Origin of the sequence: Nocardia sp. NPDC002869 (assembly GCF_046764065.1) — a bacterium.
In the GTDB taxonomy this organism is placed as follows: domain Bacteria; phylum Actinomycetota; class Actinomycetes; order Mycobacteriales; family Mycobacteriaceae; genus Nocardia; species Nocardia rhamnosiphila.
In genome coordinates, this window is sequence record NZ_JBKOOL010000076.1 from 1 (window position 1) to 25,806 (window position 25,806).

20 protein-coding genes and 4 pseudogenes are annotated in these 25,806 nt (G+C 67.0%); 16 read left to right on the top strand and 8 right to left on the bottom strand.

What is annotated here, in order from left to right; translation table 11 throughout:
* Window positions 1-79: 79 nt before the first annotated feature.
* The 7 genes and pseudogenes from ACLML9_RS15900 to ACLML9_RS15930 all read left to right on the top strand — a co-directional run.
* Window positions 80-1,150, top strand: a pseudogene (locus ACLML9_RS15900) (NAD-dependent succinate-semialdehyde dehydrogenase); the annotation flags it as partial.
* A complete protein-coding gene (locus tag ACLML9_RS15905; RefSeq protein WP_411946264.1) occupies window positions 1,147-2,208 on the top strand; it encodes a tartrate dehydrogenase in 1,062 nt (353 codons plus the stop codon). The pseudogene ACLML9_RS15900 and the gene ACLML9_RS15905, both read left to right, overlap by 4 nt.
* A 73-nt stretch (window positions 2,209-2,281) precedes the next feature.
* Window positions 2,282-2,488 carry a hypothetical protein gene (locus tag ACLML9_RS15910; protein WP_411946265.1) on the top strand — a complete coding sequence of 69 codons (207 nt, stop codon included), beginning with the start codon at window positions 2,282-2,284 and terminating at the stop codon, window positions 2,486-2,488.
* Window positions 2,489-2,936: 448 nt separating this feature from the next.
* Window positions 2,937-3,902 (top strand): glycerate kinase, encoded by a 966-nt coding sequence (locus tag ACLML9_RS15915; protein ID WP_411946266.1) that lies wholly within the window; start codon window positions 2,937-2,939, stop codon window positions 3,900-3,902.
* A 748-nt stretch (window positions 3,903-4,650) separates the two neighbouring features.
* A complete protein-coding gene (locus ACLML9_RS15920; RefSeq protein WP_411946267.1) occupies window positions 4,651-4,980 on the top strand; it encodes a hypothetical protein in 330 nt (109 codons plus the stop codon).
* 7 nt (window positions 4,981-4,987) lie between these two features.
* A pseudogene (locus ACLML9_RS15925) lies at window positions 4,988-6,447 on the top strand (aminotransferase class I/II-fold pyridoxal phosphate-dependent enzyme).
* 60 nt (window positions 6,448-6,507) lie between these two features.
* Window positions 6,508-6,642 carry a hypothetical protein gene (locus ACLML9_RS15930; RefSeq protein WP_356991071.1) on the top strand — a complete coding sequence of 45 codons (135 nt, stop codon included), beginning with the start codon at window positions 6,508-6,510 and terminating at the stop codon, window positions 6,640-6,642.
* A gap of 171 nt (window positions 6,643-6,813) precedes the next feature.
* Here the strand turns inward: ACLML9_RS15930 and ACLML9_RS15935 are convergent, their stop codons facing one another.
* The 4 genes from ACLML9_RS15935 to ACLML9_RS15950 all read right to left on the bottom strand — a co-directional run bounded on the left by ACLML9_RS15935 (window position 6,814) and on the right by ACLML9_RS15950 (window position 11,197).
* A complete protein-coding gene (locus tag ACLML9_RS15935; protein WP_411946268.1) occupies window positions 6,814-7,086 on the bottom strand; it encodes a hypothetical protein in 273 nt (90 codons plus the stop codon).
* 2 nt (window positions 7,087-7,088) lie between these two features.
* On the bottom strand, window positions 7,089-8,381 hold the full coding sequence (locus tag ACLML9_RS15940; protein ID WP_411946269.1) for a cytochrome P450: 1,293 nt from the start codon (window positions 8,379-8,381) through the stop codon (window positions 7,089-7,091).
* 181 nt (window positions 8,382-8,562) lie between these two features.
* Window positions 8,563-10,164, bottom strand: coding sequence for an FAD-dependent monooxygenase (locus tag ACLML9_RS15945; RefSeq protein WP_411946270.1), 1,602 nt, complete (start codon window positions 10,162-10,164; stop codon window positions 8,563-8,565).
* Between the two features lie 169 nt (window positions 10,165-10,333).
* Window positions 10,334-11,197, bottom strand: coding sequence for an SAM-dependent methyltransferase (locus tag ACLML9_RS15950; RefSeq protein ID WP_411946281.1), 864 nt, complete (start codon window positions 11,195-11,197; stop codon window positions 10,334-10,336).
* 365 nt (window positions 11,198-11,562) lie between these two features.
* Between ACLML9_RS15950 and ACLML9_RS15955 the strand changes: the two genes are divergently transcribed.
* Window positions 11,563-12,420, top strand: a complete 858-nt coding sequence (locus ACLML9_RS15955) for a DUF5919 domain-containing protein (RefSeq protein WP_411946271.1) — start codon at window positions 11,563-11,565, stop codon at window positions 12,418-12,420.
* Window positions 12,417-13,217, top strand: a complete 801-nt coding sequence (locus ACLML9_RS15960) for an inositol monophosphatase family protein (protein WP_411946272.1) — start codon at window positions 12,417-12,419, stop codon at window positions 13,215-13,217. Before ACLML9_RS15955 ends, ACLML9_RS15960 begins: the two co-directional genes overlap by 4 nt.
* 194 nt (window positions 13,218-13,411) lie before the next feature.
* Here the strand turns inward: ACLML9_RS15960 and ACLML9_RS15965 are convergent, their stop codons facing one another.
* Complete coding sequence (locus ACLML9_RS15965; protein WP_411946273.1) at window positions 13,412-14,059, bottom strand: HAD family hydrolase; 648 nt, start codon at window positions 14,057-14,059, stop codon at window positions 13,412-13,414.
* A gap of 104 nt (window positions 14,060-14,163) precedes the next feature.
* Between ACLML9_RS15965 and ACLML9_RS15970 the strand changes: the two genes are divergently transcribed.
* Both ACLML9_RS15970 and ACLML9_RS15975 read left to right on the top strand, forming a co-directional pair.
* Entirely contained in the window at window positions 14,164-14,490 is a 327-nt protein-coding gene (locus ACLML9_RS15970; protein ID WP_411946274.1) for a 4a-hydroxytetrahydrobiopterin dehydratase, read from the top strand.
* 131 nt (window positions 14,491-14,621) lie between these two features.
* A complete protein-coding gene (locus tag ACLML9_RS15975; protein WP_411946275.1) occupies window positions 14,622-15,320 on the top strand; it encodes a GDSL-type esterase/lipase family protein in 699 nt (232 codons plus the stop codon).
* Between the two features lie 29 nt (window positions 15,321-15,349).
* Here the strand turns inward: ACLML9_RS15975 and ACLML9_RS15980 are convergent.
* Window positions 15,350-16,086: pseudogene (locus ACLML9_RS15980) on the bottom strand (IS701 family transposase); the annotation flags it as partial.
* A gap of 227 nt (window positions 16,087-16,313) precedes the next feature.
* Here ACLML9_RS15980 and ACLML9_RS15985 point away from each other — a divergent pair.
* Window positions 16,314-17,174, top strand: a complete 861-nt coding sequence (locus ACLML9_RS15985; RefSeq protein WP_411946276.1) for an MBL fold metallo-hydrolase — start codon at window positions 16,314-16,316, stop codon at window positions 17,172-17,174.
* 293 nt (window positions 17,175-17,467) lie between these two features.
* Window positions 17,468-18,285: pseudogene (locus ACLML9_RS15990) on the top strand (APH(3'') family aminoglycoside O-phosphotransferase).
* 58 nt (window positions 18,286-18,343) lie between these two features.
* On the opposite strand, the gene ACLML9_RS15995 reads toward ACLML9_RS15990, so the two are convergent.
* Both ACLML9_RS15995 and ACLML9_RS16000 read right to left on the bottom strand, forming a co-directional pair.
* On the bottom strand, window positions 18,344-19,150 hold the full coding sequence (locus ACLML9_RS15995; protein ID WP_411946277.1) for an aminoglycoside 3'-phosphotransferase: 807 nt from the start codon (window positions 19,148-19,150) through the stop codon (window positions 18,344-18,346).
* Between the two features lie 296 nt (window positions 19,151-19,446).
* Window positions 19,447-20,709 (bottom strand): FAD-dependent monooxygenase, encoded by a 1,263-nt coding sequence (locus ACLML9_RS16000; RefSeq protein WP_411946278.1) that lies wholly within the window; start codon window positions 20,707-20,709, stop codon window positions 19,447-19,449.
* 883 nt (window positions 20,710-21,592) lie between these two features.
* Between ACLML9_RS16000 and ACLML9_RS16005 the strand changes: the two genes are divergently transcribed.
* The 3 genes from ACLML9_RS16005 (at window position 21,593) to ACLML9_RS16015 (ending at window position 25,755) form a co-directional block, all read left to right on the top strand.
* Entirely contained in the window at window positions 21,593-23,758 is a 2,166-nt protein-coding gene (locus ACLML9_RS16005) for an acyltransferase family protein (RefSeq protein WP_411946279.1), read from the top strand.
* Between the two features lie 178 nt (window positions 23,759-23,936).
* Window positions 23,937-24,587, top strand: a complete 651-nt coding sequence (locus tag ACLML9_RS16010; protein ID WP_411946282.1) for an ABC transporter permease — start codon at window positions 23,937-23,939, stop codon at window positions 24,585-24,587.
* On the top strand, window positions 24,580-25,755 hold the full coding sequence (locus ACLML9_RS16015; protein WP_411946280.1) for an ABC transporter ATP-binding protein: 1,176 nt from the start codon (window positions 24,580-24,582) through the stop codon (window positions 25,753-25,755). Before ACLML9_RS16010 ends, ACLML9_RS16015 begins: the two co-directional genes overlap by 8 nt.
* Window positions 25,756-25,806: the final 51 nt, after the last annotated feature.

The following is a 25,806-nucleotide window of genomic DNA, read 5'->3' on the forward strand; positions in this document are numbered from 1 at the left end:
CTCGCGGATATCGCGACGGGCATCGCAACCGTCGGCGATATCGCGGATCAGCCGGGCGAAACGCTGCGGTTCGGCCAGCGGTGGATATATGCCCGCGCCCGGCGGCGGCTCCCGGTTCCTGGTCACCCGGCAGCCCGTCGGGCCGAGCCTGCTCATCACCCCCTGGAATTTCCCGATGGCCATGGGCGCCCGCAAGATCGGGCCCGCCCTCGCCGCCGGCTGCACCAGCGTGGTCAAACCCGCCGAACAGACCCCGCTGTGCACCTTGGCGCTGGCGCGGATCCTGCACGAGGCCGGGGTGCCGGCCGGGGTGGTGAACGTGGTGACCACCTCGGACCCGGGCGCTCTGATGACACCGCTCATCCTCGACCCGCGCTCGCGCAAACTGTCCTTCACCGGCTCGACCGCGGTGGGCAAGAAACTGCTCGAGCAGTGCGCGCGCACCGTCATGCGGACCTCGATGGAACTGGGCGGCAACGCACCGTTCCTCGTCTTCGACGACGCCGACCTGGACGCGGCGGTCGACGGGGCGATGGCGGCGAAGATGCGCAATATCGGCCAGGCGTGCACCGCGGCGAACCGGTTCCTCGTCCAGCGCGGGGTGGCCGCCGAATTCGCGGAGCGGCTGGCCGCGCGCATGGGCGAGCTGCCACTGGGCCGCGGCACCGAACCCGGGGTCGTCGTGGGCCCGCTGATCGATACCGACGCGGTGACCAAGGTGACCGAATTGGTCGCCGACGCCCGGGCACGCGGCGCCCGCGTACTGCTGGGCGGCGATCCGCTCGACGGGCCGGGGAACTTCTACCCCGCCACCGTCCTGGTGGATGTTCCCGACGCGGCGCAGATCTGCCATACCGAGGTGTTCGGGCCGGTCGCGAGTATCGCGACCTTCGACACCGAGGACGAGGCCGTCGCCCGTGCCAACGACACCCCGTACGGTCTGGTGAGCTATGTCTATACCGAAGGTCTGCGGCGCGGGCTGCGGATCAGCGAAGCGCTCGACACCGGCATGGTCGGCCTGAACCAGGGTGTCGTATCCAATCCGGCCGCGCCGTTCGGCGGGGTGAAAGAATCCGGTCTCGGCCGCGAGGGCGGCCTGGTCGGCATCGACGAATTCCTCGAGATCAAATACATCGGAGTGCCACTGTGAATTCCTATCGGATCGCGACGATCCCGGGCGACGGTATCGGCGTCGACGTGACCGCCGAGGCGACGAAAGTTCTCGACCGGGTGCTGCCCGGCATCGAATGGACCGAATTCGACTGGTCCTGCGAGAACTATCTGCGCACCGGTGCGATGATGCCCGCCGACGGACCGGAGCGGCTCGCCGGATTCGACGCGATCCTGCTCGGCGCCGTCGGTTTCCCCGGGGTCCCCGACCACATCTCGCTGTGGGGGCTGCTCATCCCACTGCGCCGGGCCTTCGGCCAGTACGTCAACCTGCGCCCGGTGCGGTTGCTGCCCGGCACCACCTCGGCGCTGCGCGACCGCACCGCCGCCGATCTGGACCTGCTCATCGTGCGCGAGAACTCCGAGGGCGAGTACTCCGAGATCGGCGGCCGGCACAATCCCGGCCGGGCGGACGAATTCGTCCTGCAGGAATCCGTTTTCACCCGGGTCGGCTGCGAACGAATCATCCGGTACGCCTTCGACCGGGCCACCGAACGCGCGGGCCGCGTCTGCTCGGCCACGAAATCGAACGGGCTCATCCACTCCATGCCCTATTGGGACGAGATCTTCGAACGGATCGCCGCGGAATACCCGGCCGTGCAGACCCGGCAGATGCACGTCGACGCGCTGGCCGCCGAGATCGTACTGCATCCCGACCGGCTCGATGTGATCGTCGGCTCCAACCTCTTCGGCGATATCCTCTCCGATCTCGCCGCCGCCGTCACCGGCGGACTGGGGCTGGCGCCCTCGGGCAATATCAACCCCGCCCGGGACGCGCCGTCGATGTTCGAGGCGGTGCACGGTAGCGCGCCCGATATCGCGGGTCAGGGCATCGCCAACCCGGTGGCGCAGATCCTGGCGGCCGCCATGCTGCTCGATCATCTGGGCGAGCACGTCGCGGCGGCGGCCGTCGACCGGGCGGTCACCGATGTCCTCGGCAACGGCGGACCGCGCACTCCCGATCTCGGCGGCACGGCCACCACCACCGAGGTCGGCACCGAAATCGCCAACCGGGCCTCGGCGCTGCTGCACGCCTGAGTGGACGGCCGGGGGATCTGGGCAACGACGCGTCGAGCGGAAAGAGCGCATAATCGAAAACAGGAAGGTCGTCATGCGAGCGATACAGACCCTGCTCAATTCGGTGTTGGGGATCGTAACGGCCGTGCTCGGCACGGTGGTCGGGTTGCTCGCGGCCGTGGTGTGGATCCTCGGTGCGGTGTTGTGCGCGACGATCCTCCTGATTCCACTGGGGCTTCCCGTCATCAAGCTCGGCAAACGTCTGTTCGGCCTTGCTCGACAGCTGATGCATCTCCCCTGACGCACCTCCCCCCGGGTGCACGCCGCAGACAGCACTGCCCCCCGCGTCCCCGAGGCGCGCCGACCGGGCGAGGGGCAGCTGCACCCTCAGGACATGCCGGAGGTAGCCGTAGCCGGCACAGCGCCACCGCGACCCGAAGTCGCGCGGACCCGGACACCAGGGCCGGAGCGGCATCACGGAAACGACGGGCACACACGCCGTGCCGTCGGTGCCCGATAGAGTCGGTCGCGATGAGCGTGTGCACGGTGCCGACCGGCCGGAGGAGGCAGCCCCCACCCAGCGGCGCGAGGGGGCGGCCGGAAATCCGCGGGGTTCGGTGCCGTCCGCCGGGACGTTCGGGTGGAGTGACGCGGATCTGCGAATTCCCGGCGGTCTTCGGCAATCCCGTTGCCGATCCGGCGCGGCCCGGCGGGGCGCGGGGGTCCGTGGCGATCGGCGGGCGCGCGGCGTGACGATCCTGGTCTGTCCCGACAGTTTCAAAGGCACGTATACCGCCGCCGAGGTCGCCGACGCCATCGCCGGAGGCGCCGAGGAAACAGGCGCGAGCGCGGTGCGCCTCCCGGTCGCCGACGGCGGCGAAGGCACCCTCGCCGCCCTCACCGGGCCGCTGCGACTCCGCCCGGTGACGGTCGCGGCACGCAATCCGTGGGGCGTCCCCGGTGAGGCCACCTTCGGGCTGTCCGACGACGGCACCGCGGTGATCGAGATCGCCGCGGCCAGCGGTATCACCACTGCGCACAACGGTCCGCGCGATCCGGTCGCCGCGAACACCTACGGCACCGGCATGCTCGTCGCGGCGGCGGCGCGGCGCGGAGCGTGGCGGATCGTGGTCGCCGCGGGCGGATCGGCCACAACCGACGGGGGCATGGGAGCGATCGCGGCCATCGAGGACGCCGGCGGTCTCGGCGGGGCCGCGATCACCGTGCTGACCGATGTCACCACTCGCTATGTGGACGCCGCCCGGGTGTTCGGACCGCAGAAGGGAGCCGACCCGGCCACTGTCGAACTGCTGACCCGGCGGCTCGCCGACATCGCGCGCACCCTGCCCCGCGATCCGTCCGGCGTGGACGCGACCGGGGCGGCCGGGGGATTCTCCGGCGGCATGTGGGCACAGTACGGAGCCGAATTGCGCTCCGGCGCGGAGTACGTGCTCGACAGCGCGGGGTTCGACACCCTTGCCGCGCACGCGAGCACCATCGTCGTCGGCGAAGGGCGGCTCGACGGGCAGACCCGGGCCGGCAAGATCATCTCGGCGATTCTCGGGCGGGCCGGCGAGACCCCGGTCTACGCGGTGGTGGGCTCGGTCGGTGACGATCTGGGTGACTACCGATCCCGTTTCGCCGAGGTCATCGTGGCCTCCGATACCGACGCCATGCGGGCGGCCGGGCGGCGGATCGGCACCGCCGCGCCCTGACGGCAGGAGCGAACCCGAGCCGGCCGCGGAGTCCCGCCGCCTGCGGCATCCCGATCGTCCTCCGGCTCACCGGGGACGGCTCGATTTCCACGCCCTGCACACGGCCGTCGACGACGGAATGGGCGAAGGTCGCCGACCGTCGCCCGGGCAGCGCCGCACCCGGATCACGTCCATCGTCGGCCGAGGCCGCAGCACACCACCGAGGGATCACCGGCCGGGGCAGCCCGGCCGGGATGCGTGAATTGCCGTCCATGCGCTGATTCGCCCCGCCCGCGGCGGGTATCGCGGTCAGCGGCCGGAAACCGCCTCGCGCCACCGGCCCCGGCACCCGCGACAGGAGCACAATCATCATGCGCGCCACCGACCCACAGCATCCCTTTCCGGAACCGCATCCGGCGCCGGATCCCGAGCCCACGCCCCCGCTGCCCGCTCCCCCGCCCGAACCGCGGCCCCGGGAGCCGCAACCGCCGGTTCCGGGCCCCGAGCCGGAACCCCAACCGCCCGTCCCCGGCCCGCCTCCGGAGCCACAGCCGCCCGTCCCGGGCCCGTCGCCGGTACCACCCGAGCCCGGGCCCGTACCCGGGCCTGCTCCGGATCGCCCACCCCTCCCGGACCCCGGGCACCCGGTCCCGCCGGCCCCTTTCCCGGCCGGGCGAATCGGACAGGACCGGCCCCCCACCGGTGATTCAACCGCAGCCGAGCGGGTATTCGGCGCAACGTCCCTGGTCGCAGGCTCGACAGGAAGGACATGACCATGGTCGCCGGACACAACGATCCCGATAAGAGTCACCCCGTAAGTGAGCATCGTTTCCCCGACGACGCACGGACGACCCGTTCGCACGCCGGAGAAACCATCGAAGACACCCGCAACTGGCCGGGCATCATCCTCGGCGCCGTCGGCATCGTCCTGGTGGCGTTGACCCTCACCGCCGCCGGTTACGGCTTCGCCGGCTGGGCGGTCATCGCCGGGATCCTCGGCGTGATCTGCCTGATCGCCGGCGGGCTGATCGTGGTCGCCGAGCACCGGCGCATCAAGCTCGAGGAAGGCGCGACCCTGCGTGAGCCACGTGGCCACTGAGCGCCGCATGGACCACTCACGCGCACCGTTGCTCGACGCGCTCGGCGAATACCAACGGCTCGGCCGGTACGGCTACACACCGCCGGGCCATCGCCAGAGTCGCGGCGTGGACGAACGGGTGGCAGCGATCATCGGCGCGGACGCGTTCCGCGCCGATGTGCTGGCCGCGCCGGGTATCGACGACCGCCTGTCCCGCGGTGGCTATCTGTCCCGGCCGAGGAGCTGATGGCCGACGCCGTGGGCGCGGACCAGACTTTCTTCGCCACGTGTGGCAGCTCGCTGTCGGTGAAGGCGGCCATGATGGCCGTCGCGGGCGGTAACGAGAACGGTCTGCTGGTGGCCCGCGACAGCCACAAATCGATCGTGGCCGGGCTCATCTTCTCGGGGGTGCTGCCGCGCTGGATCACCCCGCGCTGGGATGCCGAACGCCATCTGTCCCATCCGCCGTCACCGGAACAGGTCCGTGCGGCGTGGGAGAAATACCCCGAGGCGGCGGGGGCGCTCATCGTCAGCCCCAGCCCATACGGGACCTGCGCCGATATCGCGGGGATCGCCCGGGTGTGCCATGAGCGCGGCAAACCGCTCATCGTGGACGAAGCCTGGGGCGCGCATCTGCCGTTCCACCCGGACCTGCCGACCTGGGCGATGGACGTGGGCGCCGATATCTGTGTGGTGAGCGTGCACAAGATGGGCGCCGGGTTCGAACAGAGCTCGGTCTTCCACGTGCAGGGTGATCTGGTGGACCCGGTCCGCTTGCGCCACTGCGTCGACCTACTCATGACGACGAGCCCGAATGTGCTGATCTACTCGGCACTGGACGGATGGCGCCGCCAGATGGTCGAGCGCGGCCACGATCTGTTCGATGCCGCGTTGCGCACCGCGCGGCGCACCCGGGCCGAGCTGAACGGTATCCCGGGCCTGCAGGTCATGGAAGACGAACTGCTCGGCTCGGAGGCCTCGCATGACCTGGATCGGCTCCAGGTGCTGGTCGATGTCTCCGGGACCGGCGCCACCGGGTACGACGCCGAGGAGTGGCTGCGCCGGGAACGGTTGATCGATGTGGGAATGAGCGATCATCGGCGGATCCTCGCGACCATGTCCTACGCCGACGACGACGAAACGGCCGGCACGCTGGTCGAGGCGATCGGCGCGTGGCGGGCGCAACCGACCGACGCGAATTCCCCGCACGAGATCTACCTTCCCTCCCCGCACGAACTGCAGCTGGACACCGCGATACTGCCCCGCGACGCGTTCTTCGGCTCCACCGAGATGGTGCCCGTGGCGGAGGCGGCGGGCCGGGTCGCGGCCGAACAGCTCACGCCCTATCCACCCGGTATACCCGTGGTGGTGCCCGGGGAACGCCTCGACCAGGGGGTGCTGGACTATCTGCGCACCGGTCACGAGATCGGGCTGAACATCCCGGATGCCACGGACCCCGAGCTGAAAACGGTCCGCGTCGTGGCGTGAGCGCACCGGCCCGGGACGACTCGGTGGTTGAAGTCGCCGGACCCGGGTAGGCGCGAAGGTATGGAACTACTCGTCATCCTCGCGATCGCGATACTGGTCGCCGTGGTGGTCGGGTTCCGGTGGTTGAAGGGGCAGGGTCCGAGTACCCGCGACGCTCCGGACAACGAAGGCAACCCGCACCGCGACGACAAGTGACCCGTGGGACTCCGAGGTCGCGCCACGATATGCCCGGCCGGTGGCCCCGAAGCGGGGAACCCCACTCGGCGACGCCAAAGCCGCCGCCGAGTGGGGCGCCGAGGTCGGGGGCCGGTGGGCTGCGGTCGCGATACCCGAATCAGGCATCCGGTCGAGGTCCCGGGCCTGGGGTCATTCGTAGCTGTCGTCATGGAGTCCGCCGAGATAGGCGATCGCTGCGAGGTATTGACGGCACAGCGGTGTGTGGCCGCTGTGTGCCGCGCGTACCCGTAATGCTTCGTCCAGGGAACCGAACGCCGGATCGACGGCACAGTCACCGCCGAGGTCCGAGCCGGGCGTGGTGTCGATGCCCGCGCCGGGGCCGGTGCCATCCGCGAGCGGTCCGGCCTGGTGGGGGCGAGTCGTGTAGAGGGCGATGAGTCGGTGGGCGGCCAGTGAGTTCACGATCATCCTCGGGTGGCGCGGGGCGAAGGAAGGGTGACGGCGGGGCAGGGACGAAAGGTGACCGGGAGCCGGGTCAAGGCCCGGTGGAACGGGCCGGGCCGCCACACCAGCTCCCCGCGCGGAATCGCGAGCGCCATATCGGGGACCGCGTCGAGCAGCTGGTCGATCGCGTCCTGCACGATCTGATACGCCAGGGTGCGGGCCGGGCAGGCATGCGGGCCCGCGCTCCAGGAGAGGTGGGAGCGGTTGCCGGTGTGGTCGCCGTCGGTGATTCGCGGATCGGTGTTGGCGGCGGCGAGGCCGATCAGCACGGGTTGGTGGGCGGGGAGCCAGGTGTCGCCGACGAGGACGGGGGTGCGGGGGTAGGTGGTGCAGAAGTTCGCGATCGGCGGGTCGTGGAACAGCACCTCGTCGAGGGCGTCACGGGTGGACAGACTTCCGCCGATCAGTCCTCCCCCGAAGCGCTCGTCGGTCATCATCAGCAGCAGGGTGTTGGTGATCAGATTCGGTTGCGCTTCGCCGCCCGCTCCGTAGAAGCTCAGCAACTGGGCGAGCACTTCCCCTTCGTCGAGGCGGCGGGGGTGGGCCAGCAGGCGTGAGGTGGCGTCGTCGCCCGGACGGTCGCGTTTCAGCCGGATCAGTTCTGTCAGCGCGGCACGCAGCAGTGCCATCCCGGTGGCGGCGTCGACGGTGTCGAAACGTGCGGCCGTGCCGGCGATGATCCGCGCCCCTATTTCGGGTGGACAGCCCATGATCCGGTTGAGGACAGCGACGACGAGGGGGCGGGCGTAGTCTCCCACCAGCTCGGCGGACCCGGTCTCGCAGAATCCGTTGATCAGCGGGGCCGCCAGTTCTTCGACGACGGAGCGCATGGCATGGCCGTCGACGGCGTCGATGCTGTCTTTGGATGCTTGCCTATACCGCTGGTGGTCGGGCCCAGTGCTGTAGCGGGCGGCGGGATGCCAGCGCATCATCGGCAGTATTGGTGATCCCGGTGGCACGGTGGTCTGCCAGGTGCGCGGGTCGGTCGGGAAATGCTCGGTATCGTGCAGGATCCGGACCGCGGTGTGGTAGCCGAGTACCAGGGTGGCCGGTACGCCGGGTGCGAGTTCGATCGGTGCGAGATCACCGAATGCCGTGCGCATCTCGTGATAGATCCGGTGCGGGTCGGCGGCGAATTCCGGGGTGTGGACGGGCACTCGCGCTTCCGTGGAAACCTGGGGTGCGGTGTGCGCGACCGGGCACGAGCCGAGGTGATCGGTTCGCGGATAGGAGATCGATGGTGGAGTCGACATGGTCCATTTCTTCGAGATGAGCGGGAGACAAGAGAGACGTGCGCCCGGGGCGCCGAATGTGGGAGCGGCGACGATTTCGAAGAGCTTTCGTCGTCGCCGAGTGGAGTCCCCCGGAGGCACAGGACAGCCCCGGGCTTCCGCTAGGCGTAGTGGAAGTCGATCGCCGTCGGTATCCGGCGGATCAGGGCAAGGCGTCGCGCAGCGTCGCGAACGTCGTGTCCGGCTCGGTGAGCAGACAGTGGGCGCCGATATAGCCGTCTGGTCGAATAAGGCAGACAGCGTCCCCGTCGGGGGTCCCGTAGCGGTCGTGAATCCGGCGACTGTCGGCCAGGAGGGCACCGGCCGGGCCGGGTCCGTGATACCCGGGCGGGGTGACGACCACCGTTTCGACCCGGGCGCCGAATTGCCGACGCACACGCGCGAGCAGCGCCGAGACCTTCGCGGCATCGTGCGGATCGCGATGGACGACCACCAGGGTGTGTCCGCCGTGGCGCAACCGTTCGTGCAGCCGTAGCCGAGGGGTGATCTCGGCGTCGGAGGCGCGGTCCCCCGCCGCCGGCCCGTTCGCCCACCGCGGCGAGGACGATCCGGGATCGAAGGTGTTCGCGTAGCGGTAGGCGATGCCGGAGATCCGGGCCACCGCCCGCTCGGTGAACCCGGGTTCGCGGGCGAGCGCGAGTCGTTCGGCGACCGGGCGGCCGTGGTCCATCAGCACCGAATGCAGTTCATGGGTGCCCGCGATCACCTGCTCGGCGACCGGACGCCGCTCCGTCTCGTAACTGTCCAGCAATGACTCCCGGGCGTGGCCGTGCACGACGGCGGCGAGTTTCCAGCCGAGGTTGAACGCGTCCTGCATCGAGGTGTTCATGCCTTGCCCGCCCGCCGGGGACCGTTCGTGTCCGGCGTCCCCACAGACGAAGATCCGGCCGCTGCGATACCGGGAGACGAGCCGCCGCCGGGTGCGGAACACCGTCGTCCACTCCGGGGAACCCAACCGCACCGCACCACCGAAATGCTCGTCGAGCACCTTCTGGAACGCCGCGGCCGAAGCGTCGATACTGCGGGCCTCGCCGGGTTCGCTGATCAGTACCCGCCACACCCCACCGGGCAATGCTGTCGTCAGCAGCATGTGACCGCCGGTGATGCGGTAGTCGATACCGCCGACCTCCATCGGGAAACCCGGTGACTGCTGCCGAAGCGGCACGTCCATCATCCGCATCGCCGTCCCCACGTACTCCGCACGACCCACCTGCGCACCCAGATGATCGGCGACAGTGCTGTGCACGCCGTCGCAACCGATCAGCCAGTCGGAGTCCACGGTTGCGGTCTCACCACTATTCGTATCCCGCACGATGGCAGTGACTCCGCCGTCCGGATCCGTGGTCACCGAAACCAGCTCGGTGTGCCATTCGACGGCCCCGCCGAGCGCGCTGAAATGGCGGCGCAGGATCTCCTCGGTGGCGCGCTGGCCGATCGTGCGGAAATACGGGTATCGGCTGTCGAGACCGGTGAAATCCAACCGCACCTTGTCTGAGAAACCCGCGAACCGGTAGTCCATCCACTCCCCGCGCAAACCCCTCTCCTGGAACTCGTCGACGATCCCGGCCTGTTCCAGCAGCTCCAGAGTGCGGGTGTGCACCGTGAACGACCGCGAAGTCGTCACGGGGGCGGTGAGCCGGTCGATCAACCGGACATCCACACCCCGCCGCAGTAACTCGATACCGAGGGTGAGCCCGGTCGGACCGGCGCCCACGATGAGAACTGGACTACGCGAAGAAGACATGACTGATCACCCTCCGAAAATTCAAGACCGAAAATGGACAGCGTGTGTCCCCCAGCGACACACGCCCCGAGCTCGGAATTACCGAGACGGTCCCCCACGCTCCGCGTTCCCGCGGAAGCGCAAACCTCCGCATGTAGCGGTGAAAATAGCTGTGAACGAATGCCTTTGGTCAGGCGACCGCAAACCGCAGCAACGCCGGTCGCTTGTACCCCACCGCGCCACGCATCGTTCGCTCCTCCGGCAACCTGCCCCGCCCGATCCGGCCGAGGGGCCACCAATCGTCGAGTTCGACCAAGCCGGGCGGCAGCAGCTCGAGACCTTCGAAGTATTCGAGGTGCTCCGAACGGGTCCGGTACCAGCCCGAACCCACGCCTCCGGTGAACGCCTCTTCCAGCTTCCGCGCCAGCCGATGGATTTCGGGATTCTCGGAGCCCGGGTCGTAGAAGTTCGTGACCGCCACATACGAACCGGAAGGCAGCCGTTCGATCAGCTCACTCATTGCCCGAGCCGGCCTCGACCCGTCACCGATATGGTGGAGCAGCCCGCACACCAGCACCCCTATCGGGCGATCCAACTCGAGGTACTGGAGTACGTCCGGGTTCTTCAGGAGTGCGCCTGCCTCCAGGAAGTCCGCGAGAACGTAGTGTGTACGGTCGTTAGGCTCGAGCAGCGCCCGCCCATACGCGGCGCACAACGGATCGTTGTCGACGTAGACCACTGTCGCTCTGGGGTTTTCCAACTGGGCGACCTCGTGGGTATTCAGAGCGGTCGGCAACCCGGCACCGATATCGACGAACTGCCCGACCCCAGCATTCCCGGCCAGATAGCGCACCACCCTATGCAGCCAGCGCCGATTCATCCGCGACACCTCGCACTGACCTGGTGCCATCTCGAGTACCCTGGCGAAAACCGCGCGGTCGACCTCGTAGTTGTCTTTGCCGAGAAGGCTGTAGTCGTGGACTCGCGCGACACTGGCCCGGGAGGCATCTACACCAACCGGCTCTTGCGAGTAGGTATCGGGCGGCGGTCGCAGCGGAGCCCGGGATGAGGGTGACGAACGCATTGCGTGCTCCTGAAACAAGGGTCGGCAAATGACGCGTGGAGATCGGCACTGGTAGAGGTGGAAGGCGACAGCGGCACGTGGTATGAACCCACACTGCGACGGATCGAACTGAACTCAGACCCGAGTACCTGAGTCGGCCAACCACATGATTTCCGTCGTTGATGACTCTTCGAGCAATAGAGATCATTCAGAACGCTCCCGGGTTGCTGATGAATACTCCAAAAGCCTCCTCCACCAACTGGTATCGTCTCGCCGCCTCCTAGGTCTCTCCCTAACCGCCGAGGTATCATCTATGTCTCATTCGGTAGCGCGGGCAACGGTCGAAGGTAGGAGTCATGGCAACGCTTCTCAAGACCCTATTGCGGCAACGTCACTTACAGACGGTCGCGGCATTCAACCGGGAATACGACCGACTGGCCCGCAGGATCGACCCAGCAATCGTTGGCTGCGGCCCCCGGAAGGCCCAGTTTTACCGTTGGCTCTCCGGTGATATCGGTGGTTTGCCCTACCCACATCATCGCCGCGTCTTGCAAGAGATGTTTCCGGAATGGTCGATCGAGGAACTGTTCGGCAGCCATCCCGACAACCAACCCGCACAGGACAGGCGACACCGAGGCAGCGAGCAGGTTGCACTACTGCCTGCCCGTCAACGAGCAAGCGAAGTAGAAGCCGTATTTCGAAACCGTGCCGACTTCGTCCAGGACATGCCACCGCAGCGAATATTCCGATCGGCACACAGTATCGACATGGTGGGCATCTCGCTCAATCTCTTCTGCCAGCAGTGCTCCGACAGCGATGTCATTCAGCTTCTAAAAAACGGCACTGAGATCAGATGCTTGTTCCTCGATCCGGCCGGTGACAGTATCCGCGCCCGGGAGGCCGAAGAAGGACACGCACCAAACACTCTATCCGACCTCACAAGCTTGAATATCCGGTCTCTGGAACGGATCCTGGCCAGAACAGGGCCTTACACGCCGGGTTCAATCCATGTACGTACCTTCGATGAGCCGCCGCGCTTCAACCTCGTCATTATCGATACCAAATTGTGCATCATGCAGCCCTACCTCCCACAGGGGCGTGGCCTCGAATCGCCGACATTCGTAATGCGGAAGTCCGGCGGGCCAGCGGTGTTCGATACGTTTGTAAGCGTTTTTGACACTCTATGGGCGCGAGGGAAGGGAATCGACGCGTGAACGAAATCAGTACGCTCTTGACCATCGCGCGCATGGCCACAGCCGCTGGAGCCGAACTCCTGACGACTGCAGGGACAGGTGCAGTCCACAGCAAAGGCGATCGGGACTTCGTCACTGAACTCGACCTCGAAATCCAAGAGACGACGCAGCGACTGCTGCGAGCGCATGCACCCCAAATCGGCTTCCGGGGTGAGGAAACCACCACGCAGTCATCGGATTCCGTACATGCCGAACAAACATGGGTGCTCGACCCCATCGACGGGACATCGAACTTCATCCACAATATTCCGCTTTGTGCGGTGTCCCTTGCGCTGGTGCATCAGGACCGGCCGATTGTCGGTGTGATACGAGCACCGTTTCTCGGGCTGGAGTACTACGCAATCGAAGGGCGGGGTGCGTACCTGAATGACAGGCCCATCACCACCGGCCGGGCGCAGCACCTGCGAGACGCCATAATCTCGATCGGCGACTACGCCCTCGGCCCCGGCGCCGAGGCGAAGAACCGCACCCGATTGGCCGTCACCGAGGCGCTGGCGGCAGAAGCAGAAAGGGTTCGCATGCTCGGCTCCGCCGCACTCGACCTGGCCTGGACAGCTGAAGGCCGCACCGACGGATGCATCATCATGTCCAACAAACAATGGGATATGGCAGCCGGAGTGCTCATCGCCCGCGAAAGCGGGGCCGTGGTGACCGATTCCGACGGCAGCATCCACAACGTCCGGTCCCGCCACACCGTGGCCGCCAACCCGATCATCTCCCGGAAACTCCTGCAGCTGATATCCACCGCACAACAGTGAAGAGCGCACCGGTGAAGAAAGGTCTGCCGCGCGAACACTAACAAGGTCAGATTGCTACCTATCCGTATAGAAGCCCAGTTTGCCGAGCAGGTGCATCTCACTAGACGCTACGTCCACCGGCGCGGACCTATCGGCTCTACAAGACGCCATGGCCCGCCAGCTCACGACTCCGGAGCAAACCGGAATCGAGTACTTCAACGGTCTGTACCAACCAGGCCGGAAAGCTCTGCCAAAGAATTGATAACCCATTCCGCGTCACGAGCCACAACCGAGTCGTCCGCCCATAGGTAACCCCACGGTCCCCGACGGATCAATACCGGCCGTAAACTGGCAGCCCGCGCGGGCGCAATATCATTGTCCCGGTGGTCCCCCACATAGAGGATTTCGTCCGGTTCGCCCGGGGCGAAGTCGATCACCGCCTCGAAAAACGCCGGATCAGGTTTGGCTACCTCCCATTCACCGGACGTCGCAATCACATCGACGGGAAGATCCAATGACCGTAGCAGTGCCGCAGCCTTTGCCGTCTGATTCCCGGCCACACCGACCCACAGGCCGGCCTGCTTCAGCGCGGCAAGAGCAGGACGAACATCAGGGTAGAGGTCGGATTCTTCGATCCGTTCACCGACCCCGGCCTCCTCGCGACGCCAGCGCTGCTCGGCTAGGTCGAACCCTGGCCGCAAGACCTGGAACGTCTCGGCATTGTTGCGGCCTGCCACGGTGACAGCGCCCAGGATCGCAGAAAACGTGTGCCGCGGAACGCCGAGCCAATCCGCCCACGCGCCGAACTCTCGCGAATCGTCGAGCAGTGTCTCGCCAACATCGAATACTACGGACTGAATCACTCTTCCACGCTATCTGTCGGAGCCATCATTTCCGCAGACCATGATTCGGCCGCCCTGCTGTCGACCGGTTCCGCATACGTCGTCCATCTCATAGGGTCGGGCGCATGACCGCTCTGCCCACACCTCTGGACGACAGCGAGATCGCCGACGGTCTCGAAGCCCTACCCGGTTGGCAGCGCAACGGCGACGAGATCACGCGCACTTTCGCCCACACCTACCACGAGTGCGTGCACCTGGCGGTGTATTCCGCCGCCAAGGCACGCGAAGTCGGCCGCCGTCCCAACATGCTCATCACCTGGCAACGCATCGAGTTTCGAATCACCACCCATGACTTCGACCGGAAGCTTACCGAGCTGGACTTCGACCTCGCGCGAGATATCGACCGGATAGCCGAAGCCGCTGGCGAAACCTCGTCTGATCGGAAAACCTGATGATGAGAGGCACACGGAACGCGCCGCGCAGGCCGCCAGAGAATCACTCGCTCTACGCAAGCAACGACCCGATGGAATCGACGGTTTCGTTGAAAATCTCAAATTACCCCTCTCACCTGTAGGGTTCCGAATTGATCATCAACCCTTCCGCGTTCACCGTCTTGTGCTTCGGTGATTCCAACACCTTCGGCCAACCTTCCGAAGAGAGCGGCCGATGGCCGGCCGACGTGCGCTGGACCGGGCGATTACAAGAGTTCCTGGGTCCCGGATACGCCATTATCGAGGAAGGCCTCGGCGGCCGTACCACCGACTTGGACGACCCCGACCGGGACGATCGCAATGGCCGTACCTATTTCCAACCGTGTCTGCGCAGCCACTCACCCTTGGACATGGTGGTCATCATGCTGGGAAACAACGATCTCAAGACCAAGTTCGGTCGAGAACCAGACGCAGTCGCTGCCGCACTGGAGGGCTATATCGACAGCGTCGAGTGCACTGGTTGGACCCGCACCAGTGGGGTCCCTGCGGTATTGCTGGTCAGTCCGATCCATCTCGATGCCGACCAGCCTGCATTTGCCGAGCGAAGTTCCGAATACGACGCCGACTCCGTGCGCAAGTCGCGCGAACTCGGCGCAGCGTTACGCCGCGTCGCTTCCAAGCGTCAGGCCTTGTTCGTAGACGCAGCTACCGTCGCGGGCCCGGGAGACGACGGAATACACCTGAGCCGCGACTCACACGAACGGCTTGCAACGCTGATCGCCCAAGAAATAGGCACAGCGAGGTGGACATATATGCCGGATCGAAACAGGTCAGCCGGGCGTACGCCGTGACTCGCACAAACCGCTTACCTCGTCCCCCGCCGCCGCCCGTGTGCGCCGGCACCGACCGACAACCGCTGCCCGGTGCCCGCACCGAACTCGGCAACCCGGCTATCGGCGCGGGCGGTGCGGTCGGCTCGAGTGGTCAGCTGGTGGTCGCGGTGAGTGGCCATCACGTAGAACACGTCGCGTTCTTCCAGCCAATCCCGTGGATAGCCGGCCTGCCCGTAGGCTTCGTCGGCGGTGAACCACGCGAACGGCACCTTCGCCGCCAAGGCGCGTTCGAGCATGGTGATCCTCTGCCGCGACTTGGTCGCGAACTCTGTCTCGTCGGGGATCCCGGCGTCGCGGCACTGCTGCCGATCCGATGTCCACGACTCCAGGACGTAGAGTTCCCGCTCGATCGGGACGTGCCCATGCTTCGACGTGTACGCCAGAAGTACCTCGAACTGGCAATTCTCCGAACGCCCGGCGATGCCGGAGTACCGCCGTTGCACCCCAGCGGATTTCACGCCCTTCTTCATGGGCCCGGTCTCGTCACCGGCCAGCACGGCGTCGGGGTGCCCGAGATGTTCGAACACGTAGCCCCGCACACCGTGACGGGCCCCGTCGATGTCCCAGCCGGCCTTGCACAGCCGCCGCTGCATCTCGTCCGGGCCCATCACACCAGCGCGTTCGGATAACGTCCACCGTTCTTGCACTCCAGACCCGCAGTCAAACCGACCACGCACTCCCGCGCCCGAGCCTGCGGCTCCGAAGGCGTGAACCGGCCCCCCAATCCTCGACATCATCGAATCCAATCTCGGCCACAACACGATCCAACACCACAGATCACATTTACCACCAGTTCACTCAGCTGCCGTTGCAGCACCAATATTGAATTGCCGATGGAATCCCCAGATGGGCTTTTATAAATAAGTCAAGGCTTGAAATTTCAGCGCCATGTTTGGTACTCCTGAAAAGGTGCGGTCGTAGCTGCGTCGCACTGAGGAGGGAGCTCTGCACATGTCTTGGTTCGTAGACGATCGCTGCGTGAACTGCGATGTGTCCCGGCAATTGGCGCCCGGTTTGATCGGCGAGGTCGATGGTCGCTCCGAAATTCTGCGTCAACCGCGCGACGAAGCCGAGGAACAGGCGCTGGCGGCAGCCGCATTCGCTTGTCAAACCCGGTCCGTTCGGCGCGAGAACGTACCACTGAAAGCGGTGTTCGACCCGTTCCCCATGCGCCTGGATGAGGGGGTATACCTGTGTGGCCACAACTCGTCACACACCGCGGGCGCCAACTCCTATCTGCTGCGACGCCGCGGCGGCAACCTCATGGTCGATACGCCACGCTGGAGCGAGTCGCTGGCAACCCGATACGAGGAGATCGGCGTGGTGACGGACGTTCTACTGACCCACCGTGACCACGCTGCGCACGGTCGGCGCTACGCAGATCGATTCGGGGCTCGACTGTGGATTCACGAGGGTGATCTCGATTCAGCCCCGGATGCCGATCGGATAATACGGGGATCCGAGCCCGTGGAGATCGTCGACGGTGTAATGGCGCATCCGTTTCCGGGTCACACCCAGGGAAGTGTGCTTTATATAGTCGACGACCGATACTGCTTCAGCGGGGACAGCGTTTATTGGTCCCGCACCACCGGGGATATCGAAATTGCCGAGAGCGTCACCTGGTATTCGGTCGAAGTGCTGGCCCATTCGCTGGCACGATCGGCCGATTTCAGTTTCGAATGGCTGCTGCCCGGTCATGGGGATCGCCGGCAGCTTCCGGCAAGCGAGATGGCGCTCCGGATGCGAGGCCTGGCCGAACGTGTGAAAGGCCTTCGCCCCCAACCGATCGACTTCAACGCCATGCGGTGGTGATCACGACTCTGCGCTCAGCCGAACATGGCGATCCGCGTGCTTGCCACCATAATGCAGCTGCGGCCAGAGCCCGCCATGTCTCGCAGGGGCACACCGGCCGGACGCAGCACCTGCGAGACGCCATGGTCTCGATCGCCGACTACGCTGTCGGCCCCGGCGCCGAGGCGAAGAACCGCACCCGATCGGCCGTCACCGAGGCGCTGGCGGCAGAGGCAGAAAGGTGGTCCGGGACCGAGCACGGTCGCCGCCTGCAGGCAGACCAGTGCGGATGCGTGCAGGTTAAAGTGGCCGGAATGAGTGAAAGCCACAACCCGCGAACGGTTCTGGTGAGTGCGGGATACCGCATCGAAGACTGGTCACCTGTCACCACCGGCGAGTCGGGCGCCACCGTCTTTCACCACGCGGACACCACCCGATACGCCAAATGTGTTCCGGCCGCGGAGGCCGCCGTGCTGAAGGCGGAGCACGACCGGGTGCGGTGGCTGGCCGACCAGGGCGTACCGGGCCACGGGTGCTCGACTGGCACGCCGGTGAGGCGGGAGCACTCCTGGTGACCAGCGCCGTCCCCGGCGTCGCCGCGGATCGACTATCGGCTGCGGACCTCCGCGCGGCCTGGGAACACATCACCGACGCGGTGCGCGGGCTGCACGGACTACCGGCGCGACTGTGCCCGTTCGACCGCCGCCTCGACACGATGATCACTCTTGCGCGTGATGTCGTCGGCCGGAAAGCCGTGAACCCGGAGTTCCTCCCCGTCGAGCAGCAGCACACACCGCCCGACGAACTGCTGGCCCGCCTCGAACCCGCGATCGCGCGGATGCGGGCCGAGGAGGCTGTGGACACGGTCGTCTGTCACGGAGACCTGTGTCTGCCCAATATCGTCGTGGACCCGGGAACGCTGGAGGTGTCCGGATTCATCGACCTGGGCCGTCTCGGGTCCGCCGATCGTTACGCCGATCTGGCGCTCCTGCTCGCCAACGCGCGCGGGACCTGGGAGAACGAGGAGCAGGCGCTGGCCGCGGACAGACTGTTCGCGGCCGACTACGGCCTCGTCCTGGACCGTGACCGCTTGGACTTCTACCTCCACCTCGACCCCCTCACCTGGGGATGAGGAAGAGCCGGGCCGGCCCGCGAGCGTGGCGACCTCACCGCTCCCGGCGCACGAGTGTTCAGGACATATCCCACAGCAGGCGGTAGTAATCGATGCGCTCGGGGTCCGGCGCGACCCCGTACGCCTCGTACAGGATCCCGTCGTAGCCCGGGCCGTAATTCCACTCCGTACTCCATGCCGCGACCGCGAGGTCGGCCCACCGGTCGCCCACCCCCAGCGAGCCGAGGTCCACATGCGCGGCGAATCCGCCGTCGTCGTGCACCAGCGTGTTGGGAACGCACGCATCACCGTGACAGACGACGAGCCGGTCGATCCCGGGCGGGTCGCCGATCCGTGCCCGGGCTTCCGCTACGTTCAGATGCCGATACTCGGGCGATCGGTCGGCCGGCCCCTGCCCTTCGGCCAGGCGCTCATCGGCGCGCACGAGTCGTGTTCCGACACTCCACTCGAACGGGCATCGGTCGACAGGCAGGCGGTCGTGCAGCCGGCGCAACCCGGCCCCGATCGCGGCCGCCGCTGTCGCCGGTTCCGCGATCCACCGAGGCTCCACCGCGGAGCGTCCGGCGACTTCCGCCGTAACCAGCCACGCGCCCTCGTCGTCGGCCCCGTGCTCCAGGACCCGGGGAACAGTCACCCACCGCCGCGCCCAGGCCAGCCGCTCCGCCTCGGCGCGCAAATCGATCTCCGGTGTGCCCGCGGCAACCCACTTGGCATACCGGACCACCTCGCCCTCGAGACGAAACGTCAGACCCCCGAGCTCATTACGCCACACCGGGGTTATCGTGTCGGCACCGGCGAGCGCCTCGACCACCTCGGGCACATCCACGGGACCGATCGGAATCTCAGCGATAACAGGACGGCTCATCGGGTGATCGTCCCTTCCGCTCCACGCGGGTGACAAATGAATCGAAGCGCATCAGTCCACCGGTGGCGGTGAGTTCGTCCCGGTCCGGGTGTAGTGGCCGGTCGATGCGCAGAACGGTGGTGAGCACCGGATGCCGTGGGGGTGTTGCCGACGATGCGGTGGGAGCCTCGGGGGCCGGACCGTGGACTCGGACCGCGGCGGCGAGCGCGGCGACGACGGAATCGGGGTCGCCGGGACCCTCGTATGGGATGGGGTCGCCGCTCGACCTCGACCGACAACATGCCGAAGGGGTGGCGTCACCCGAAGCGGAACCTCGAGTGATGGGTCGGGGACGGTTTGGGTGGGCGTCGCGGCGAGGGCGGTGCCATGGCCAGTTCTCCCCGTCGGGCAGCCCGCCACCACCGCTGTCCGGAGTCGACGGTACGCCGGACCTTGCGCACAGCGGAAACCTGTGTGAGCAGGTGTAGCTGATATCGCCACGGCACTTGCGGCCCGTGCCGGGCCGCCATCGCATAGGCGAACTGTACGGCGTCACGGTCGAGATACCGGTCGGCGTGTTCGAACCAGTTCATGCTGGCACGGGCGGCGGCCTGGATCGGGCGCAGTGCGGCGCGGCGCTGCGCATCGTAGTTCTCCAGCGCGTCGGCGACCTCGGCATACTCGTACAGGTTCTGTGCGAGCGCGACGGCGTCGACGATTGCCAACCGGGTACCCGAACCGATGGTGAAGTGCGTCGTGTGCGCTGCATCGCCGAGCAACACGACGTTGTCGTGATACCAGGCCCTGTTGGTTATCTCGGGAAAGCGGCTCCATTTCGCGAACTCGCCTCGTGTCTTGCTGATCAACGAGTGACCACCGAGGACGCGCGTGAAGATGTTCTCCAGAACACGCACGTTCTCCGGATTGTCCAGGGAGTCGAATCCCAGTCCGTGCCACGTATGCGGTTGGCACTCGACGATGCAGGTGCTGATTTTCCCGGCAACCGACGGGTAGGCATGGAACCAGATCCAACCGGCCGCGGTGCGTTCGAAGGCGAAGGTGAATCGGGTGAATACCTCGTCCGTACCGAGCCAGATATATCGATTCTCGCCGAGCGTGACGGACGTGCCGAAACAATGCTCACCCAGCTGCCGTACCCGGCTGTTCGCGCCGTCGGAGGCGACGATGAGATCGGTGTCGTCGAATCCGGACAGATCGTGAACCTCTCGCCCGTGCCGGACATCGACGCCCAGATCACTCGCCCGCCGGGAAAGTACGTCGAGCAATGCCGCGCGCCCCATGCTGAATCCGTAACCCCCGAAATGCGCAATCCGGTCGTCGCCCACATGTATTGCCTGGTCACGCCATACGACCGACCCGGCACGCACCGCCCGGGCGCTCTCGGGGTCGTTCCGGTACAGGATGTCCAGCAGGTCGTCCCAGTACACGACGCCCCAGCCATAGGTGGCCCCAGGGGGATCGCGGTCGAGCACCGTGATGTCGTGGGCCGGATCGCGCCGCTTCATCGAAATGGCAAAGTACAACCCGGCCGGCCCGCCACCGACGCACACGATCTTCATCTCGTCACCAGCTCCAGCCCGGCTGGTCGAACCTCACTTCACATGATCGGTTTTCGATGCGACCGTGCCCGGCACGATGCGCATGTCCAGGCACGGTCACCAGTGCTAGAAGCTGCCCCAGCCACCCCCGCCGGGCCACCAATTGCCCCAGCCGGGACTCCAGCCCCAGCCATTACCCCAACCCCAGCCATTACCCCAACCACCGCCATTACCCCAACCCCAACCATTGCCCCAACCCCAGCCGCCGCCGCGATCCCAACCGCCACCATTACCCCAACCCCAACCATCGCCGCGACCCCAGCCGCCGCCATTACCCCAGCCGGGGCTGTCGACGCGTTGAGTGGCAGACGTGGGGGAGGTTGCGTGCGCGGTAGGCGCTTGCTGCGTGGCTGCGACGACCGGAATCGCGGCAACTGCGGCTATACCGGCGGCGGCCGCCAACCGGGCGAACTTCGTGTGTGCATTCTTTCTCGTCATGATGGGCTCCAGATGCTGTCCCGACCCGCTTGAATTCTACGCGCCACGCGCTGGGATTTTTCGCGTTCACACATCGACAATTCGCCTAATTTTCCGCCTTTTCCCGGTCCGACAATGCCCGCGTACTCCTGCGGGGGTTCCCGGAGATCGGCCGCGGCGGCCTGTCCGAGTGACAGGGCCGATAGCGGAGGCCGAAGCCGCTGGAGAACCGGTCTCCCAGGAACCGGGTGACCCGGCCGAACGCGAGGCCCTCTCGCATGATCAGGGCTTTCTTCCTTGCCACGGAATCGTGTGTCATCCACACGGAACCGTCCCACCGACCATCCGGTCAGCGGATCGGACCGGGAATATCCGCACGCGGTGCGTTGCCGTGACAACACCGGCAACACCGATAACAATGCTGCCCATGACCGTGGCGGTCGGCAGCGAATTGGGTGATCGGCGTGCGGACCGCAGCGATAATGCGGTGCCGCGAAGATACTTCCGGCCCGATATCGAAGGACTGAGAGCCGTTGCCGTGGTGGCCGTCGTGCTTTTTCACGCGGGCATGCCCGGCGTCGGTGGTGGATTCGTCGGTGTAGATGTTTTTTTCGTCGTTTCCGGCTTTCTCGTCACCGGAATTCTCTACCGAGAAACGGCGGCCACCGGCACTATCGGGCTGGCCCGGTTCTACGGCGCGCGGGCCCGGCGACTGCTACCCGCGGCAGGTGTTGTCCTGGTCACCACCGCGGTGGCAGCCGCCGCGCTACTGCCACCGCTGCAGGCCCGCCGGGTACTCGGCGACGGGATCGCCAGCGCGCTGTACGCCGGGAACTATCGCTTCGCGCTGCGCGGCGCCGACTATCTTGCCGGCGATGTGCTCCCGTCACCGTTTCAACACTTCTGGTCACTCGGTGTGGAAGAGCAGTTCTATCTGCTCTGGCCGGTGCTGATCGCCGCGACGGCGTGGTTCGCGCGACGGCACCGAACCGGGGCGGCGGCCTCGCGGCCATATCTGATCGTTCTCGTGATCGTCGCCGCGTGCTCCTTCGCGACCTCCCTGAGCTGGACCGGCACGCTCCCGTCGTGGGCGTTCTTCTCGCTGCCCACCCGGGCCTGGGAGTTGGCCGCCGGGGGCGTGACCGCGCTGTCGGCGGCGTCGTGGTCCCGGCTGCCGAAAATTCCGGCCGCTTTCGCCGGTTGGGCCGGGTTGCTGCTGATCACCGTCGCCTGCACCTGGTTCGACGAGCACACCCGGTACCCCGGAACCGCCGCGCTGCTGCCCGTCGCAGGGACCGTGCTGGTGATCATCTCCGGCTGTGCCACTCCACGGTTCGGTGTCGGACGCGGGCTGGCACTCGGCCCGATGCGGGCGATCGGCCGCGGGTCCTACTCGTGGTACCTGTGGCACTGGCCGGTGTTACTGCTTGCGCCCTGGGTGGTCGGCCATCCGCTCGGACTCGGTGGTTCGCTGGGCGCGGTCACGATCGCGGGCGGACTCGCCATGCTCACGCTGTGGCTCGTCGAGAATCCGGCCCGTTTCGCCGTTCCCTTACGGAGTTCGGCCGCGCGCAGCCTCGTCTGTGGCGGTGCGATCACGGCTGTCGCCGGTGGCGTGACGCTCGCACTGCTCGTACTCGCGCCGGTCCCGGCCGGCCGCGGTACGGCGGCCCCGGCCCTTGCCCTCACTGCACCCACCGCACCGGTCGCACCGACTACGGACCCCGGGGAGGCCGCAGTCCGGCAGCAGGTCGCACAAGCGCAGGCCGCTATTGCCGCCTCTGCCGCGATCGGCCCCGTCCCTTCGAATCTCACCCCCTCGCTCGCCGACGCGGCCGGGAGCAAAGCGGACGTGTTCGTGAACGGCTGTGTACGGTCCTGGCGAGAGGTGGGCCAGGCCGAGTGCGCCTCCGGCGATCCGGACTCGGCCACCACGGTGGCCCTGGTCGGCGATTCCCATGCCGCGATGTGGCAGCCGGCGTTCGAGCAGATCACCGCGGCGCGGCACTGGCGGCTGGAGACCATGGCCAAGGTCACCTGCCCGCTCCTGGACCTGCCCATCACCAGTCCTTACCTCGGCCGGGAGTACACCGAATGCGAGCAGTGGCGCGGCGAGATCGTGGACCGGCTGCAGGCCGAGCGACCGCGGTTGATCGTGGTGAGCATGTCCCGGCGATATGGCGCCGACTTCGGCTTCGTGTCCTACGACCCGGCCTGGATCGACAGTCTGCATCGCCTGGTCTCCCGGCTGCGCGCAACCGGGGCGGCCGTGCTCGTGCTGGGGTCGATCCCCGACCCGCACACCGATGTCCCGATATGCCTATCCGAACATCTCGACGATGCCGCGGCCTGCGCCCCGGCGCGACCGGATGCGCTGAACGATGCCGGTATCGCGGCCGAGCAGGCGGCAACCACCGGCGGTGGCGGACAGTACGCCGACCTGACCTCGCTGTTCTGCACTCCCTCCGACTGCCCGCTTGTTATCGGGGACAACCTGGTCTTCCGCGACGACAATCACCTCACCGTCGGGTACGCCGAAACGCTCGCCCCGATCATCGGCGCACTCACCGACCGCGCGCTTACCCGCAACTGATTCGGGGCGTGGCGCCGATCCGTCGTTCGTTGTAGGTCCTCGTTGCCGTACCGACCGTCTCCCGCGGGGGTCGCGCGCCGCGTCGCCGTCCCGGCGGTCGCACGTCCTCCGGGAAAACCCGTCCGGGCGCGGCGAGGTCGCGATAGCCTCGCTGGAGGCCGGAACGGGAGGTCGGATCCTGGATACGTGGTGGAGCTTCGTCGTGGAACGACGGCATCAGCTCTTCGTCGATTCCTATCTGCACGTTTCCGCGGTCGTGCAGTCCCTGCTCATCGCGACGGTGGTGGCGGTTGCCGTGGGTATCGCCGTGTACCGCAGTCCGATCGGCTCGGCGGTCGCGACCGCCGCGGCCGGGACCATTCTGACGGTGCCGTCGTTCGCCCTGCTCGGCCTGCTCATTCCCCTCATGGGCCTGGGTGTCGCGCCGACGGTGACCGCGCTGGTGCTCTACGCGCTGCTGCCGATCCTGCGCAACACTCTCGTAGGTCTCTCGGCGGTGGATACCGCGGTGGTGGATGCCGCGCGCGGGGTGGGGATGAACCGGTTGCGGGTGCTCGCCGCGATCGAACTGCCGCTGGCCTGGCCGTCGATTCTGACCGGCATGCGGGTGAGCACCCAGTTGATCATGGGCATTCTGGCGCTGGCCGCGTACGCGAAGGGCCCCGGGCTGGGGAATCTGATCTTCTCCGGGCTGGCCCGGCTCGGTAGCCCCAACGCGGTACCGCAGGCGCTGACGGGCACCGTGCTGATCGTCGCACTCGCCCTGGTTCTCGACGGGATCTTCGTCCTCGTCGGACGTTTCACCATTTCGAGGGGAATTCGTGACTGATTCGGCGAACCGCACGGCGGCGGTGTCCGGGGTCGAGATCGTGCTCGACGCCGTCACCAAACAGTATCCGGGACAACAGGATCCGGCCGTGGACGCAGTATCGATGACGATACCGGCCGGTGAGATCGTGGTACTGGTCGGGCCGTCGGGCTGCGGGAAGACCACCACCATGCGGATGATCAACCGGCTGATCGAGCCCACCTCCGGCACGGTGACCATCGACGGCCGCGACGCCGCCGAGATCGACCCCGACCGGTTGCGCCGCGGTATCGGGTACTCCATCCAGCAGGCGGGGCTGTTCCCGCATATGACCGTCGCGCGGAACATCGCGACCGTCCCGGGGTTGATGGGCTGGGATCGCCAGCGCATCGCCGCCCGCACCGACGAGATGCTGGAATTGGTCGGGCTGGATCCCGGGACCTACCGGCGCCGGTATCCGCGCCGGCTGTCCGGCGGGCAGCAGCAGCGGGTGGGGGTGGCGCGGGCCCTGGCCGCCGACCCGCCGATCCTGCTGATGGACGAACCCTTCGGCGCGGTGGACCCGATCACCCGCGGCCTGCTCCAGGACGAATTGCTCCGATTACAGGCCGAACTGGGCAAGACGATCGTCTTCGTCACCCACGATTTCAACGAGGCGGTGAAACTCGGTGACCGGATCGCGGTCCTGGGCGACCGGTCCCGGATCCTGCAGTACGACCGGCCGGCCGCGATCCTGGCCGACCCGGCGGACGAGACCGTCGCCGGATTCGCCGGCTCCGACGCCGCGCTCAAACAGCTGACCCTGACCCGGATCCGGGAGGTCACGCTCGAGGAATGCGCCACGGTCACCGAGGACGCTCCGGTCGACGTGGCGCGGACGGCGATCGGGGACGGGGCCCGCGCTCTGGTGCTCGACACCGCGGGGCGGCCGTTGCGCTGGCTCACCACCGCGGACCTCGCCCACGCCGACTCTGTCGGCGGGGCCGGGACCACGGCCGAGACACTGTCTGCCGAATCGACTCTCCAGGCGGGACTGGCGGCGCTGCTGGGTGACCGGAACGCGACCGCGGTGGTCACCGGGCCGGACGGAAAGTACGCGGGACTGGTCACGATCGACACTCTGGTCGGCCACCTGGCCGGGCTGCGGACCGAGCCCGGCACCGGCACGGCGACGGATGTGCCGGCATGACCACCCTGGTGGCTCCCGCGGCACCGGGGCGGCGTTCGGCGCAGTGGCGCG

What these genes read in the sequence shown, in the direction of transcription:
- ACLML9_RS15910 (WP_411946265.1), top strand. Translation starts at nt 2,282, where the DNA reads ATGCGAGCGATACAGACCCTGCTCAATTCGGTGTTGGGGATCGTAACG.
- ACLML9_RS15920 (WP_411946267.1), top strand. Translation starts at nt 4,651, where the DNA reads ATGACCATGGTCGCCGGACACAACGATCCCGATAAGAGTCACCCCGTA.
- ACLML9_RS15930 (WP_356991071.1), top strand. Translation starts at nt 6,508, where the DNA reads ATGGAACTACTCGTCATCCTCGCGATCGCGATACTGGTCGCCGTGGTG.
- ACLML9_RS15940 (WP_411946269.1), bottom strand. Translation starts at nt 8,381, where the DNA reads ATGTCGACTCCACCATCGATCTCCTATCCGCGAACCGATCACCTCGGC.
- ACLML9_RS15945 (WP_411946270.1), bottom strand. Translation starts at nt 10,164, where the DNA reads ATGTCTTCTTCGCGTAGTCCAGTTCTCATCGTGGGCGCCGGTCCGACC.
- ACLML9_RS15955 (WP_411946271.1), top strand. Translation starts at nt 11,563, where the DNA reads ATGGCAACGCTTCTCAAGACCCTATTGCGGCAACGTCACTTACAGACG.
- ACLML9_RS15970 (WP_411946274.1), top strand. Translation starts at nt 14,164, where the DNA reads ATGACCGCTCTGCCCACACCTCTGGACGACAGCGAGATCGCCGACGGT.
- ACLML9_RS15985 (WP_411946276.1), top strand. Translation starts at nt 16,314, where the DNA reads ATGTCTTGGTTCGTAGACGATCGCTGCGTGAACTGCGATGTGTCCCGG.
- ACLML9_RS15995 (WP_411946277.1), bottom strand. Translation starts at nt 19,150, where the DNA reads ATGAGCCGTCCTGTTATCGCTGAGATTCCGATCGGTCCCGTGGATGTG.
- ACLML9_RS16000 (WP_411946278.1), bottom strand. Translation starts at nt 20,709, where the DNA reads ATGAAGATCGTGTGCGTCGGTGGCGGGCCGGCCGGGTTGTACTTTGCC.
- ACLML9_RS16005 (WP_411946279.1), top strand. Translation starts at nt 21,593, where the DNA reads ATGACCGTGGCGGTCGGCAGCGAATTGGGTGATCGGCGTGCGGACCGC.